Origin of the sequence: Pseudoxanthomonas mexicana (assembly GCF_046736355.1) — a bacterium.
GTDB classification, from domain to species: Bacteria; Pseudomonadota; Gammaproteobacteria; order Xanthomonadales; family Xanthomonadaceae; genus Pseudoxanthomonas_A; species Pseudoxanthomonas_A mexicana_B.
Genome location: NZ_CP157201.1, coordinates 2,930,877 through 2,944,153 on the forward strand (window position 1 = coordinate 2,930,877; position 13,277 = coordinate 2,944,153).

15 protein-coding genes and 1 pseudogene are annotated in these 13,277 nt (G+C 71.1%); 3 read left to right on the forward strand and 13 right to left on the reverse strand.

Translation table 11 applies throughout. The features are described from left to right. Positions 1 to 13: 13 nt before the first annotated feature. Positions 14 to 394, reverse strand: coding sequence for a diacylglycerol kinase (locus tag AAG688_RS13515; protein ID WP_411832753.1), 381 nt, complete (start codon positions 392 to 394; stop codon positions 14 to 16). A gap of 279 nt (positions 395 to 673) precedes the next feature. On the opposite strand from AAG688_RS13515, the gene AAG688_RS13520 reads away from it, so the two are divergent. Continuing rightward, complete coding sequence (locus AAG688_RS13520; protein WP_411832755.1) at positions 674 to 1,378, forward strand: SGNH/GDSL hydrolase family protein; 705 nt, start codon at positions 674 to 676, stop codon at positions 1,376 to 1,378. An 18-nt stretch (positions 1,379 to 1,396) separates the two neighbouring features. Here the strand turns inward: AAG688_RS13520 and AAG688_RS13525 are convergent, their stop codons facing one another. The 12 genes and pseudogenes from AAG688_RS13525 to nudE form a co-directional block, all read right to left on the reverse strand. Further along, positions 1,397 to 1,774, reverse strand: a complete 378-nt coding sequence (locus tag AAG688_RS13525; RefSeq protein ID WP_411835016.1) for a VOC family protein — start codon at positions 1,772 to 1,774, stop codon at positions 1,397 to 1,399. A gap of 29 nt (positions 1,775 to 1,803) precedes the next feature. Beyond that, complete coding sequence (locus AAG688_RS13530; RefSeq protein ID WP_411835049.1) at positions 1,804 to 2,235, reverse strand: hypothetical protein; 432 nt, start codon at positions 2,233 to 2,235, stop codon at positions 1,804 to 1,806. 109 nt (positions 2,236 to 2,344) lie between these two features. After that, positions 2,345 to 2,458, reverse strand: a pseudogene (locus AAG688_RS13535) (sigma factor); the annotation flags it as partial. 19 nt (positions 2,459 to 2,477) lie between these two features. Next, entirely contained in the window at positions 2,478 to 3,713 is a 1,236-nt protein-coding gene (locus tag AAG688_RS13540; RefSeq protein ID WP_411832757.1) for an ABC transporter permease, read from the reverse strand. Positions 3,714 to 3,817: 104 nt separating this feature from the next. Continuing rightward, a complete protein-coding gene (locus AAG688_RS13545) occupies positions 3,818 to 4,555 on the reverse strand; it encodes an ABC transporter ATP-binding protein (protein ID WP_411832758.1) in 738 nt (245 codons plus the stop codon). Continuing rightward, positions 4,552 to 6,090, reverse strand: a complete 1,539-nt coding sequence (locus tag AAG688_RS13550) for an efflux RND transporter periplasmic adaptor subunit (RefSeq protein ID WP_411832759.1) — start codon at positions 6,088 to 6,090, stop codon at positions 4,552 to 4,554. The genes AAG688_RS13545 and AAG688_RS13550 overlap by 4 nt, the downstream gene beginning before the upstream one ends. 91 nt (positions 6,091 to 6,181) lie before the next feature. Further along, positions 6,182 to 7,453, reverse strand: a complete 1,272-nt coding sequence (locus tag AAG688_RS13555) for a sensor histidine kinase (protein ID WP_411832760.1) — start codon at positions 7,451 to 7,453, stop codon at positions 6,182 to 6,184. A gap of 42 nt (positions 7,454 to 7,495) precedes the next feature. Next, positions 7,496 to 8,197, reverse strand: coding sequence for a response regulator transcription factor (locus tag AAG688_RS13560; RefSeq protein ID WP_411832761.1), 702 nt, complete (start codon positions 8,195 to 8,197; stop codon positions 7,496 to 7,498). 111 nt (positions 8,198 to 8,308) lie between these two features. Then, entirely contained in the window at positions 8,309 to 8,632 is a 324-nt protein-coding gene (locus AAG688_RS13565) for a YnfA family protein (protein ID WP_411832762.1), read from the reverse strand. Positions 8,633 to 8,791: 159 nt separating this feature from the next. Next, positions 8,792 to 9,634 carry a nucleoside triphosphate pyrophosphohydrolase gene (mazG, locus tag AAG688_RS13570; RefSeq protein ID WP_411832763.1) on the reverse strand — a complete coding sequence of 281 codons (843 nt, stop codon included), beginning with the start codon at positions 9,632 to 9,634 and terminating at the stop codon, positions 8,792 to 8,794. Further along, on the reverse strand, positions 9,627 to 10,448 hold the full coding sequence (gene cysQ, locus AAG688_RS13575; RefSeq protein ID WP_411835017.1) for a 3'(2'),5'-bisphosphate nucleotidase CysQ: 822 nt from the start codon (positions 10,446 to 10,448) through the stop codon (positions 9,627 to 9,629). Before cysQ ends, mazG begins: the two co-directional genes overlap by 8 nt. Next, positions 10,445 to 10,990 carry an ADP compounds hydrolase NudE gene (nudE, locus tag AAG688_RS13580; protein WP_411832764.1) on the reverse strand — a complete coding sequence of 182 codons (546 nt, stop codon included), beginning with the start codon at positions 10,988 to 10,990 and terminating at the stop codon, positions 10,445 to 10,447. Before nudE ends, cysQ begins: the two co-directional genes overlap by 4 nt. Before the next feature lie 62 nt (positions 10,991 to 11,052). Between nudE and bioA the strand changes: the two genes are divergently transcribed. Together bioA and AAG688_RS13590 are read left to right on the forward strand one after the other, a co-directional pair. Continuing rightward, the gene (gene bioA, locus AAG688_RS13585) at positions 11,053 to 12,453 is read left to right on the forward strand and encodes an adenosylmethionine--8-amino-7-oxononanoate transaminase (RefSeq protein WP_411832765.1); all 1,401 of its coding nucleotides are present in this window, start codon (positions 11,053 to 11,055) and stop codon (positions 12,451 to 12,453) included. Further along, positions 12,444 to 13,178 carry a 16S rRNA (uracil(1498)-N(3))-methyltransferase gene (locus AAG688_RS13590; protein ID WP_411832766.1) on the forward strand — a complete coding sequence of 245 codons (735 nt, stop codon included), beginning with the start codon at positions 12,444 to 12,446 and terminating at the stop codon, positions 13,176 to 13,178. The genes bioA and AAG688_RS13590 overlap by 10 nt, the downstream gene beginning before the upstream one ends. The last annotated feature ends 99 nt before the right edge of the window (positions 13,179 to 13,277 follow it).

Genomic DNA, 13,277 nt, shown 5'->3' on the forward strand with positions numbered 1-13,277 from the left:
ATCCTCGACGAAATCAGAAAAAACGCGGGCCCAGCACCAGGCCCCAGCACAGCAGCACGTTCAGCATCAGCACGAACACGGCGGCCGACCCCATGTCCTTGGCGCGGCCGGCCAGTTCATGGAATTCGGCGCCGTAACGCTCGATCACCGCCTCGATGGCCGAATTGAGCAGCTCGGCGGCCAGCACCAGCAGGCAGCTGCCCAGCAGCAGCGCGCGCTCGATGCCGTCCTGGCCCAGCCACAGCGCCAGCGGTCCCATCACCGCCAGCAGGTAGACCTCCAGCCGGAACGAGGACTCGTGCAGCCAGGCTGCGCGCAGCCCCTGCAACGACCAGACGGTCGCCTTCAGCATGCGCGCCGGGCCGCGCGGCAGGTGCCCGGTTTCATCGGCCACGGGCGGGCCTCAGCCGCGTCCGCGCGACGGCAGCAGCGCACGACGCGCCGGCGGCGGGCCAGCCTGCGCTACGGAAGGACCGATGGAAGGCGGCGGCGGGAAACGGAGGGCGGACGCGGGCATGCGGGGCGGGCGGGACCAAAGGGGGTAATTTTGCCACAAGCCCGCCGCATCGACCCGTGCCGGTTCCCGCCCCGTGCGGTGGCTCTCACGCCTTGGCGGTGGCGGGCAACCACCGGGAATCTCGGATAAGGTGCCGCTTTCACCGGAGATTCCCCCATGACGTTGCTCACGCGCCGGCTGTCGCCGCTGTTGCTGCTGCTGGGCCTGGCCGCCTGCGCCGGCATCGCCCCGCCTCCCGCGTCCGCGCCGCCGGAGATTCCCCGCCAGGTCTCCAGCCCCGACTGGGAACAGGACATGCGGCGCTTCGCCGCCGAGGACGCGCGCACGCCGCCGCCACGGGGCGCGGTGCTGTTCATCGGCAGTTCGTCGATCCGCCTATGGGACACGCTGGCCGAGGATTTCCCCGCCACGGAGGTCATCAACCGCGGCTTCGGCGGATCGGAGATCCGCGACAGCACCTGGTACGCCGATCGCATCGTCGTGCCCTACCGGCCGCGGCTGATCGTGCTCTACGCCGGCGACAACGACCTCAACAGCGGGCGCGCGCCGGAGCAGTTGCACCGCGACTTCGTCGCCTTCGTCGAGCGGGTGCGCAAGGATCTGCCCGGCGTGCGCATCGCCTACATCGCCAGCAAGCCCAGTCCCTCGCGCGCGCACTTGCTCGATGCGCAGCGCCGCGCCAACGCGCTGATCCGCGACGAGGCCGCAAGGCGGCGCGGCGTGGAGTTCATCGACGTGTTCACGCCGATGCTGGACGCGGCCGGGCAGCCGCGCGAGGATTTGTTCATCGAGGACCGGCTGCATTTGAACCGGCAGGGCTACGAACTGTGGCGCGAGCTGATCGCGCCGTACCTGCGCTGATCCCGATGGCTCGCCGCCTCAGCGACGACGCGCGGCGCCCGGCGGCTGATAGAGGCTGAGCACGCAGCCGTCCGGATCGATGAAGTCCAGGCTCAGCCCGCCATCCGGCGCCTCGCTGACCGGCACGACGATCTCCACGCCCTGCGCGGCCAGCGCCTCGGCGCAGTCGTCGATGCCGGCATCCATGCTGAACACCACGACCGGACTCTCGCCCGCCCTGGCCGGGCGCTCGATGAACACCATAGACACGGGTCCGGCCTGCGCGGTGGCAAAGGGGCCGTCGTGCCCGTCCATGCGCTCCACCGACAGGCCCAGCGTGTCGCGGTAGAAGGAGACGCTGCGTTCGAGGCTGGCGACGAAGAAAACGACGGTATCCAGTTTGCATTCGGCGAGCATGGGATTCCTCTTCCGTTGGGATGTAGGGATCAGTTGCCGCCGGCGCTGCGAACGTGAGCGCGCGGGCGCAGGACCAGCAGGTGGCCGTCGCCGTCGTGCGCGCCGATGCCATCGGCATCGCGCAGCGCCGTCTTCAGCACGCGGCGGATGCGGCCGAACGGCAGGTCCGCCGAACGCGCCGGATCGCGCAGTTGCGCCAGCGCGGCGACTTCGGCGCGGCGGTCGGCCGGCAACTCGGCCAGCGCGCGCCGGATGCGGGTCAGGCGCTGGCGGAAGGCGGTCGCCTCGATGCCGAGGATCCAGCGGATCTCGTCGGCCGACAGCCCATGCAACGCCAGCACCGCGACGCGGCGCGCCGACGGCGGCAGCCTTTCCAGCAGCCAGGCCCGGGCGGCGGATTCGCAATCGTTGCCCGCCGCGGCATCGGATGGCGCTGCTTCGCCCGGCATCGCGTCGGCCACGGCGGCCTCCCTGCGCCGCCGCCGTGCCGCCGTCCGCCCGGACATCGCCGCCAAGTTGCGCAGCACGCCCGAAAGCCAGGCCGGGTCGTGCCAGGCCGGCTTCGAGCGCGGCCAGCAGCGTGTCCTGCACCAGGTCCTCGGCCTCGTCGGCGCGGCGGGTCAGGCGCCGCGCCTGGGCGAGCAGTCGGCGGTAGGCGGCGATGTCCATCGGCCGATTGTGCATCGTCCGCCGTCTAGGGGCGCTATTGCGAGCGCAGCGCCTCGATGGGATCCAGCTGCGAGGCCTTGCGCGCAGGGTAGTAGCCGAAGAACAGGCCGGTGGCCACCGAGAAGCCGGCCGCCATCCCGATCACCTGGCCGTTGAGCGCCACCGGCAGGTCGCTGAACTTGCCGACCAGCAGCGCGCCGACGATGCCGATGGCGATGCCCAGCACGCCGCCGATCAGCGAGATCAGCATCGCCTCGGCGAGGAACTGCCGGCGCACGTCCGACGGCCCGGCGCCGACCGCCATGCGCAGGCCGATCTCGCGGATGCGCTCGGTCACCGACACCAGCATGATGTTCATGATGCCGATGCCGCCGACGATGAGCGAAATGGTCGCCACCGCGCCGAGCAGCAGCGACATCAGCCGGGTGGTGGCAGTGCGGGTGGCGACGATCTCGGAGATGTTGCGCACGTTGAAGTCGTCCTCGGCGCCCGGCGCGATGCGGTGGCGCTGGCGCAGCAGCGCCTCGACCTCGCCCTGTACGTAGGACAGGTCCTTGGCGTCGGCCACGGTCAGCGCGATCTGCATCACCGCCCCCGGCGGCAGCCCCATCGCGCCCATCAGCCGGCGCCGCGCGGTCTCCAGCGGCACCATCATCACGTCGTCCTGGTCCTGGCCGAAGCCGCCCTGGCCCTTCGGCGCCAGCGTGCCGACCACGGTGAACGGCACCCGCCCCAGCCGCACGGTCTGGCCGACGCCGCTGTCCTCGCCGAACAGCGTGCGGCGCACCGTCTCGCCCAGGATCACCACCTTGGCCGCGCCGGAATAGTCCTGCGCGCTGAAGCCCTCGCCGTTGGCCAGGGTCCAGCTGTTGATGGCGAAGAAGTCCGGCTGCACGCCCTGCCAGCTGGTCGAGGCGTTGTTCTCGGCGAACACGATCTGGGTGTTGCCGCGCAGCGAACCGGCGACGTATTGCACCTCGGGGATCTCGGTGCGGATGGCCTCGGCATCGCCCTCGCGCAGGGTGAAGAAGCTGCCGGCGCTCATGCGCACGCCGCCGCCGCCGCGCCCGGCGCCCGGCGATATGTCCAGCCGCTGCGAGCCCAGCCCGGAGACCAGCTTGTCGATCTCGGCCTGCGTGCCCTGCCCGACCGACACCATCACGATCACCGCGGCGATGCCGATGATGACGCCCAGCGAGGTCAGCGCGCTGCGCATCCAGTTGCCGCGCAGGGCGAAGATGGCGGTGCGGAGGATGTCGGTGAAGTTCATGGCTTGGACGGGAATGGGGAGTGGGGAATAGGGAATGGCTGGAAGCGGCAGTTCCACCCGGCACAGGCGAACGAAATGCAGGAGTCAGGACTTTTCACCATTCCCTACTCCCGATTCCCCATTCCCGGCTCTTCGTGCAACTCCCCATCCCGCATCACCAGGATCCGATCCGCGTGCGCGGCGACCTCGGCGTCGTGGGTGATCAGCACGACGGTGTGGTTGTCGTCGCGCAGGCGCTTGAACAGCGCCAGGATCTCCTCGCCGGTCTTGCTGTCCAGCGCGCCGGTCGGCTCGTCGGCCAGCAGGATGGCCGGGCGGTTGATCAGCGCGCGGGCGATCGCCACGCGCTGCTGCTGGCCGCCGGACAGTTCGCTGGGGCGGTGGCCGGCGCGCTCGGCCAGGCCGACCGCCGCCAGCGCCTGCCGCGCGCGCTCGGCGCGCTCGGCCACCGGCACCTGCGCGTAGCCCAGCGGCATCGCCACGTTCTCCAGCGCGCTCATCCGCGGCAGCAGGTTGAAGCCCTGGAAGACGAAGCCGATCTTGTCGCGGCGCAGGACCGCCAGTTCCTCCGGATCCAGCGTCGCCACGTCGATGCCGTCGCACAGGTAGCTGCCGTGCGTGGGCGTGTCCAGGCAGCCGATCAGGTTCATCAGCGTGGACTTGCCCGAGCCGGACGGCCCCATGATGGCGACGAAATCGCCGCGCGCGATGCTCACGTCCACGCCCTTGAGCGCGACGACCTCGGCCTCGGTGCCGGGCGAATACACCTTGCCCAGCCCGTGCGTCTCGATGACCGGCACCGCCGTCGCGGTGCCGGCGTCAGGGTAGGCGGCCGGGCTCATTGCCTGGCCCGTTCGCCGATCACCACGACATCACCTTCCTTGATGTCGCCGGAGACCTCCGTGCTGGAACCGTCGCTGGCGCCGATGCGCACCTGCACCGCCTGCGGCTTGCCGTCGACCAGCTTGTAGATCGGCGCGCGGCGCGCGCCGATCAGCGCCTTCAGCGCGCTGTCCCAGCGCGTGGCCTGGCGCTCGTCCAGGGTGGCGCGGAAGGCGGCGAAATCCTGCTGCATGCGCTCGATCATGCGCTGGCGCATCTGCCCCTGCATGTTGCCGTCGCCCGCACCGGCCACGACCACGCGCGGTCCGCCACCGGGACCACCGCCGAACATGCCGCCGGCCTGTTGCTGCGCCTGCGCCATGCGCGCGGCCTGGCGCTCGCGCATCGCGTTCAACGCCGCGTCGAAGGCGGCCTGCTGGGCATCGGTCAGTTCCAGCCCGGCCGCGGCCTCGGCCAGGTCGTTGCCGATGCCGCCGCCGGCGCGCTGCGGGCCCTGCCCGGGCGCGGCGGCAGCGGCGGCGGGCGCGCTGGCGTCCGCGCCGGTGGGCTTGTAGCGCAGCGCGGCGTTGCCGACCTTGAGCACGCCGTCGCGACGGCTGACCTCGATCTCGGCATTGACGGTCAGCCCCGGCAGCAGGGTCTGGTCGCTGTTGTCCACCGACACCACCACCGGATAGGTGACCACGTTGCTGGTGGTGGTGGCGGCCAGCCGGACCTGCTCGACCTTGCCGCGGAACTGGCGGTCGGGGAAGGCATCGACGGTGAAGGTGACGTTCTGCCCGACCTCGACCTGGCCGATGTCGGCCTCGTCCACGGCCAGTTCGATCTTCATCTTGGCCAGGTCCTCGGCGAGCTTGAACAGCTCCGGCGCCTGCAGGCTGGCGGCCACGGTCTGGCCCGGTTCGATGGTGCGGGTCAGCACCACGCCGTCCACCGGCGAGCGGATCACCGTGCGGTCCAGGTTGACCCGGGTGGTCTGGGTGGCGGCGGTCTGCTGGCGGATCTGCGCCTGCGCGGAGTTGACCTGCGCACGCGCCTGGTCCAGCGCCGCGCGCGCCAGGTCGACGTCGCTCTGCGCGACCAGCCGCTGCCCGCCCAGGTCGGCCTTGCGGCGGTAGTCGGCCTCGGCGTTGGCCAGGGTCGCCTGCGCCTGCCGCAGCGAGGCCTGGGCGCTGGCGATCTGCGCGTTGCCCTGCGCGATCTGCGCCTCGTAGGTGCTCGGATCGATGCGCGCCAGCACGTCGCCCTTCTTCACCCGGCTGTTGAAGTCCACCAGCACGTCGGTGACCTGGCCGGAGATCTGGCTGCCGACCACGACGGTGGAGGTGGCGCTGAGCGTGCCGGTGGAGGAGATGGCCACGCGGATGTCGCCGCGCTCGACCTGCGCGGTGCGGTACGCGCCCTCGCTGTCGCGCTCGCCGCGCTGGGTGAAGTACCAGATGCCGCCGGCGATCAGGACCAGGCCCAGGGTGCCGAGCGCGATGCGGGGAAGAAGGGGACGGGGACGCGGGGCAGGACGACGGGGCTGGCTCATCGGTGAGTCGGCTGGGGAGGGAAAGTGGGGGATTAACGCACGGAAGGCCGCGCCGTTGACAGTGACGAAAGCTGACTTGAACCGGCGGCTGTCAGCCCTGGAAGCGAACGGTCGCGCAGGTCCCCTGCCCCGGCACGCTGTCCAGCTCGACCTTCCAGCCGAAGCGGTCGCACAACCGGCTGACGATGGACAGGCCCAGGCCGATGCCCTGCGGCCGGTCGGGGTCGACCCGGTAGAACGGTTCGAACACGCGCACGATCGCCTCGGCGGTCATGCCCACGCCGGTGTCGCGCACGATCAGCTGGTCCTGTTCGAGGATCACGTCGATGCGGCCGCGCTCGGTGTAGATGCAGGCGTTGCGCAGCAGGTTGCTGATCACCACCTGGAACACCCGCGGCGGCGCGTGCAGGCGCGGGCGCGCGTTGAGCGTGACTTCCAGGTCCACCGGCTTGCCGATCAGCAGCGCGCGCGCGTTCTCGGCCTCGTCCAGCACGATGTCGGCGACGTCGAATTCCTCGCTCTGCGGCTCGACCTCGGCCTCGCGCGCCAGGATCAGGAAGGCGTCGATCACCGCCTCCATGTCGCGGCCGGCGCGCTGGATGCGCTGCAGCGCGCGCGCCACCCGCGGTGGCGAGTCTTCGGCCATCGCCATGTCGGTGGCCACGCGGATGACGGTCAGCGGGGTGCGCAGCTCGTGGCTGGCGTCGCGGGTGAAGTCGCGCTCGCGCGCCACGTGCGCGCTGACCCGCCGGCCCAGGCCGTGCAGCGCGGCGGCGAGCTGGCGGGTCTCGCCCTGCACGTCGGCCGGCAGCCTGTCGGGGGCCAGCACGGCCACTTCCGGGTGGCGCGGATCCCAGGCCGCCACCTGCCGCGCCAGCCAGCTCACCGGCGAGACCAACCGCTTGGAGGCGCGGTAGGTCAGCCAGGACACCACGTAGATGGCGATCAGGGTCAGGATGATCGGCAGGGTGCCGAAGTAGAACGCCATCCGTTCGGCCTGCGACTGCAGGAACACCAGGTACAGCCGGCCCGGCGCCTGTTCGTCCACCAGCACCAGCAACCGGTCCTGCTCGAGCTCGTGGAAGCCCGGGCGCAGCTCGCGCAGGTTCTCCGGCAGCACCATCGGCGAGTGGCCCCTGGGCACCAGGTAGCCGCGGATGTTGTAGGTGTTGGGCGGCGGCTGCGCGGTGGAGGCGCTGTAGAGCTGCCAGAAGTGCGCGGCTTCTTCCTTCAGGGCGGTGTTCATCAGGCTGTGCTTGATCACCGCCGAGATCAGGTACACGCCGACCACGATGGCCACGCTCACCATCACCGCCTGCAGGATGAAGGCGATGCGCAGCTTGCGCGGCAGGCCGTGGGGCATCTGCGTGTCCGTCTTGTACGAAAAGCGGCGCGGCCCGCCCCTTCAGCCGATGTCGGCGATGCGGTAGCCCGCGCTCTGCACGGTGTGCAGCAGCGGCTTGTCGAACGGCTTGTCGATGATCTTGCGCAGGTTGTAGAGGTGGCTGCGCAGGGTGTCCGAGTCGGGCAGGCCGTTGCCCCAGATCTCGCGCTCGATCTCCTGGCGGGTGACCACGCGCGGCGACTCGCGCATCAGGATGGTCAGCAGGCGCAGGCCGATCGGCGAAAGCATCAGCTCGATGCCACCGCGGGTGGCGCGCATGCTGACCGGATCCAGCACCAGGTCGGCCACCTTCAGCACCTCCGAGCCGACCTGGCGGCGCTCGCGCCGGATCAGTGCGCGCAGCCTTGCCTCCAGTTCCTGGATGGCGAACGGCTTGGTCAGGTAGTCGTCGGCACCCGAGCTCAGGCCGGTGAGCTTGTCGTCGAGCGTGTCGCGCGCGGTCAGCATCAGCACCGGCGTGGACTTGCGCGCCTCGGTGCGCAGCTTCTTGCACACTTCCATGCCGTCCAGGCGCGGCAGCATCAGGTCCAGCACCAGCACGTCGTAGCTGTTCTCGGCCGCCAGCCGGTAGCCGTCCAGGCCGTCGCTGGCGTAGTCCACCTCGAAGCCCCTGCCTTCCAGGTACTCCCCGATCATCTCCGAGATGTTGCGGTTGTCTTCCACCACCAACACCAGTCCGGCCGTTTCCTGAGCGTGGCGCATAACGTCTCCTGTGATCTTCAGGTTTGTGAACCTACCCAGCCGCGAGTGCAGGCCATGTGAAGATTCAGATGAACAGGCTCCGCACGCAATCGAACCTGGCAGCGGCGGGCTTCAGGCGGCCCGTGGCGCGAACATGATCACCGCCATGCCGGCCAGGCACAGCGCCACGCCGAGCAGGTCCCAGCGATCCGGGCGGATCCCGTCCATCGCCCACAGCCAGACCAGCGCGGTGGCTACGTAGACGCCGCCATAGGCCGCGTAGATCCGTCCGGAGGCGGCCGGGTGCAGGGTCAGCAGCCAGGCGAACAGGGCCAGGCTGGCGGCCGCCGGCAGCAGCAGCCATGCGCTGCCGCCCTTGCGCAGCCACAGCCAGGGCAGATAGCAGCCGACGATCTCGGCCACCGCGGTGACGATGAACAGCAGCAAGGTCTTCATCGGGGGAGTATCGGATGGCGGGCGGCGTGGCGGTAGCGGTACGCGCGCGGGAACGGCTTGAAGTCGCCGGTCCGCGCTTGAGCCGCCATGCGGCGGTCAAGAGCGCGGAAAGCAGCGGAGCAAGCTCCGCTCTACGGGAGCGGTCGCAGGGAAAACCCGCTAGGCAGCCGGATCGCCCCGCTCCTGCTGCTTGACCCTTTCCCAGCAGGCTTCCTGCTGCGCCAGCGACAGCTGCGCCAGCGGCGTGCCGTCGGCGCGCGCGAGCGCCTCCATCGCGCGGAAGCGACGCTCGAACTTGTGGTTGGCGCGGCGCAGCGCGCCGCCGACGTCGACCTGCGCGTGCCGCGCCAGGTTGGCGGCGACGAACAGCAGATCGCCGATCTCCTCCTCCAGCCGCTCGCGGTTGCCGTCCACGGGGCCACGCGCGAACTCGGCCTGCACCTCGGCGATTTCCTCGTGCAGCTTGTCGATGACCGGCGCCGGGCCCGGCCAGTCGAAGCCCACCCGCGCCGCGCGCGACTGCAGCTTCAACGCGCGCTGCCATTCCGGCAGCCCGCGCGAGACGCCGGCCAGGGCCGAGTCGTCGCGCTCGCCGGCGGCCTCGCGCTCGGCGCGCTTGATCGCTTCCCAGTTCAGCGTCTGCGCCTGCGCGTCATCGAACGAGACAGCCTGCCCCGCGCCTGTCGAAGCACCGAACACGTGCGGATGCCGGCGCAGCATCTTGTCGCTGATCGCCGCGACCACGTCGGCGAAGGCGAACGCGCCCTGCTCCTGCGCCATCCGCGCATGGAACACCACCTGCAGCAGCAGATCGCCCAGTTCGTCCTTCAGCGCGTGCAGGTCGCCGCGATCGATGGCGTCGGCGACCTCGTAGGCCTCCTCGATCGTGTACGGGGCGATGCTGGCGAAGTCCTGCTCCAAGTCCCACGGGCAGCCGCCCTGCGGATCGCGCAGGCGCGCCATGATCGCCAGCAGGCCGTCGATGCCGTGCGCTTCAGCCATGCTGCTGCGCTTCGGCGGCGGCCAGCCACGCCCGCCACGGCAGCGCCGGATCGCCCAGGGCGATGAAGTCGCCGTTGAGCAGCGTCTCGCGGCGGTTGTAGCGGAACGCGCGGCCGTCCGGCGCCAGCAGCGCGCCGCCGGCGGCCTCCAGCACGCACTGGGCCGCGGCGGTGTCCCATTCGGAAGTGGGGCCGAAACGCGGGTAGACGTCCAGCCCGCCCTCGGCGATGCGGCAGAACTTCAGCGACGAACCCAGCCCGATCGTCTCGATCTCGCCCATGCCGGCCAGCACCGCCTCGGTGCGCGCGTCGCGGTGCGAGCGGCTGGCGGCCACCCGCAGCGGCCGCGCGGCCGGGCGGGCGGTGCGCAGCAGCACGTCGACCTGGCCGCTGCGGCGGTAGGCGTTGCGGCCCTGCTCGGCATGCCAGGTGTGCCCGCCCACCGGTGCGTGCACGACGCCGAACACCGGCACGTGCTGGGTCACCAGCGCGATGTTGACGGTGAACTCGCCATTGCGCTTGACGAACTCGCGGGTGCCGTCGAGCGGATCCACCAGCCAGTAGGTGCTCCAGCCGCTGCGCGTGGACCAGGGGATGTGGGCGCCCTCTTCCGACAGGATCGGGATGCCGGGCGTGAGCCGCTGCAGGCCCTCGCTGATGACCCGGTGGGCGGCCAGGTCGGCGGCGGTCAGCGGGCTGTCGTCGCTTTTGTGCTGCACGTCGAAGGCGTTGTCGTAGATGCCGAGGATCGCATCGCCGGCTTCGCGGGCGATGACCAGGACGGCTTCGTGCAGATCCGCGCTCATCCGCGTCATCGGGCGCCACGCAGCCATTCGCGGGCGATGAACAGGGCCGCCAGCGAACGGCCTTCAGAAAAATCCTCGCGCAGCATCAGCGCGTCGAGGTCGTCGAGTTTCCACGGCACTACTTCCAGTTCCTCCGGTTCGTCTCCCGGCAGTCGCTCGGGATAGAGATCGCGGGCCACGACCAGCCAGGACTGGTGGGCCATGTAGATGGGCGCCAGGGTCAGGCTGCGCAGCACGTCGATGCGGCGCGAACCGTAGCCGGCTTCTTCCTTCAGCTCGCGGTCGGCCGCCTGCTCCGGCGTCTCGCCGGCGTCGATGCGGCCCTTGACCAGGCCCAGCTCGTAACGGTGCATGCCGGCGGCATACTCGCGCACCAGCAGCACGGTATCGGCGTCGAGCATCGGCACCACCACCACCGCGCCATGCCCCTGCGGGCGGATGCGGTGGAAACGGCGGCGCTCGCCGTTGCTGAATTCCAGATCCAGTTCCTCCACCCGCTCGCCGCCGATGCGCTCGGTGACGCCGTGGATCACGGGCAGCGGACGGCTCATGCGCGCCCCGGACCGCGGCCGGCCTGCGGACGACGGCACGGTGCGGCCGATATCATGGGGAGATGCACGAGACGGATCATGAAATACGAATGCTAGCAGAGGCCGACCGCTGGCGTAGCCGCGACCTGGCGGTGCTGTGGCATCCGTGCACGCAGATGCGCGAGCATCCGCACACCTTGCCGCTGGTGCCGATCGCGCGCGGCGAAGGCGCCTGGCTGATCGGCCAGGACGGGCGCCGCTACCTCGACGCGGTCAGCAGCTGGTGGACCAACCTGTTCGGCCACGCCGAACCGCGCATCGGCGCGGCCATCGCCGCGCAGGCCGGGCGGCTGGAGCAGGTCATCCTGGCCGGCTTCAGCCATCCGCCGGCGGTCGAGCTGGCCGAGCGCCTGCTGGCGATCGCGCCGCGCCAGCAGGGGCGCGCGCCGCTGGCCAAGGTGTTCTATGCCGACAACGGCTCGGCCGGCGTGGAGGTGGCGCTGAAGATGGCCTTCCACTGCTTCCGCAACCGCGGCGAAACCCGGCGCACGCGCTTCGTTGCGCTGGAGAACGGCTACCACGGCGAGACCCTCGGCGCGCTGGCGGTCGGCGACATCCCGCTGTACCGCCGCGTCTATGCGCCGCTGCTGGCCGAGGCGCTGTTCGCGCCCTCGCCCGACGCCTACGCCGCGCGCGACGGCGAGAGCGAGGCGCAGGCCGCCCATCGTGCCGCCGATACGCTGGCGGACCTGTTCGAGCGCCATCCCGGCGAAATCTGCGCGCTGATCCTGGAACCGCGCGTGCAGTGCGCCGGCGGCATGCGCATGCACCATCCGGACTACCTGCGGCGCGCGCGCGAACTGTGCGACGCGCACGGCGTCTTCCTGATCGCCGACGAGATCGCCACCGGCTTCGGCCGCACCGGCACGATGTTCGCCTGCGAGCAGGCGGGGGTCGCGCCCGACCTGCTGTGCCTGTCCAAGGGCCTGACCGGCGGCTTCCTGCCGCTGGCGGCGGTGCTGGCCACCCAGGACCTCTACGACGCCTTCCTCGACGATTCGCGCGAGCGCGCCTTCCTGCATTCGCACAGCTACACCGGCAACCCGCTGGCCTGCGCGGCGGCGCTGGCGACGCTGGACATCTTCGTGCAGGACGACGTCATCGCGCGCAACCGCGCCACCGCGGCGAGGATGGCCGAGCTGGCCGCGCCGCTGGCGCAGCACCGCCACGTCGCGCAGGTGCGGCAGGCCGGCATGATCGTGGCCTTCGAACTGGCGCGCGACGGAAGGCGCGACGCGCCGTTCGACGCCTCCGAACGCATCGGCCTGCGCGCCTACCGCGCCGCGCTGGATCGCGGCGTGCTGCTGCGGCCGCTGGGCGAGGTGCTGTACTGGATGCCGCCGTACTGCATCGACGAGGAACAGCTGCAACGGCTGGCGGCCGCCACCGCCACCGCCATCGAGGAAGCCACCGCATGCGCCTGACCCGCTGCCACGTCGACCTGCCGCTGGTCCCGGGCCGCGGCCTGCGCCTGCCCGGGGACGCCGCCAGCCACCTGACCCGCGTGCTGCGGCTGCGCGAGGGCGACGCCTGCGTGCTGTTCAACGGCGACGGGCACGACTACCCGGCGCGGCTCACCGCGGTGGACAAGCGCGGCGCCGAGGCGGAGGTGCTGTCCGCCACCCCGGTGGACAACGAGTCGCCGCTGCGGATCACCCTGGTGCAAGGCATCGCGCGCGGCGAGAAGATGGACCTGATCCTGCAGAAGGCCACCGAGTTGGGCGTGGCCGCGATCGTCCCGGTCAACGCCGAGCGCACCGAGGTCAAGCTGGACGCCGACAGGATGGCCAAGCGGCTGGTGCACTGGCGCAGCGTCGTGGTCGCGGCCTGCGAGCAGAGCGGTCGCGCGGTGGTGCCGGAAGTGGCCGCGCCGGTGGCGCTGGCGCAACTGGCCACGCAGCTTGCGCCGGGGGACATGCGGCTGACGCTGGATCCGCGCGGCGAACGCGCGCTGTCGGAACTGGAGCATCGCGATGGCGGCGGCATCACGCTGGCCATCGGCCCGGAGGGCGGCTGGTCGCCGCGCGATCGCGAACTGCTGGCGCAGGCGGGCTTCGCCGGATTGCGCCTGGGCCCGCGCATCCTGCGCACCGAGACCGCGGGGCTGGCGGCGATCGCGGTGCTGCAATCGCGCTTCGGCGATCTGTAGAAAGCCACGCCAGGCGGGCAGCGGAGCAAGCTCCGCTCTACAGGCAGCGGGTTTGTAGAGCCGAGCTTGCCCGGCTCCTGCATCAGCCAGAAACGATGC

Bases quoted from the DNA above. Each gene is read 5' to 3' on its own strand.
- mazG (WP_411832763.1), bottom strand. From the start codon at position 9,634: ATGGCTGAAGCGCACGGCATCGACGGCCTGCTGGCGATCATGGCGCGC.
- AAG688_RS13555 (WP_411832760.1), bottom strand. From the start codon at position 7,453: ATGCCCCACGGCCTGCCGCGCAAGCTGCGCATCGCCTTCATCCTGCAG.
- AAG688_RS13545 (WP_411832758.1), bottom strand. From the start codon at position 4,555: ATGAGCCCGGCCGCCTACCCTGACGCCGGCACCGCGACGGCGGTGCCG.
- nudE (WP_411832764.1), bottom strand. From the start codon at position 10,990: ATGAGCCGTCCGCTGCCCGTGATCCACGGCGTCACCGAGCGCATCGGC.
- AAG688_RS13520 (WP_411832755.1), top strand. From the start codon at position 674: ATGACGTTGCTCACGCGCCGGCTGTCGCCGCTGTTGCTGCTGCTGGGC.
- AAG688_RS13550 (WP_411832759.1), bottom strand. From the start codon at position 6,090: ATGAGCCAGCCCCGTCGTCCTGCCCCGCGTCCCCGTCCCCTTCTTCCC.
- AAG688_RS13560 (WP_411832761.1), bottom strand. From the start codon at position 8,197: ATGCGCCACGCTCAGGAAACGGCCGGACTGGTGTTGGTGGTGGAAGAC.
- bioA (WP_411832765.1), top strand. From the start codon at position 11,053: ATGCACGAGACGGATCATGAAATACGAATGCTAGCAGAGGCCGACCGC.
- AAG688_RS13525 (WP_411835016.1), bottom strand. From the start codon at position 1,774: ATGCTCGCCGAATGCAAACTGGATACCGTCGTTTTCTTCGTCGCCAGC.
- AAG688_RS13590 (WP_411832766.1), top strand. From the start codon at position 12,444: ATGCGCCTGACCCGCTGCCACGTCGACCTGCCGCTGGTCCCGGGCCGC.
- cysQ (WP_411835017.1), bottom strand. From the start codon at position 10,448: ATGACGCGGATGAGCGCGGATCTGCACGAAGCCGTCCTGGTCATCGCC.
- AAG688_RS13565 (WP_411832762.1), bottom strand. From the start codon at position 8,632: ATGAAGACCTTGCTGCTGTTCATCGTCACCGCGGTGGCCGAGATCGTC.
- AAG688_RS13540 (WP_411832757.1), bottom strand. From the start codon at position 3,713: ATGAACTTCACCGACATCCTCCGCACCGCCATCTTCGCCCTGCGCGGC.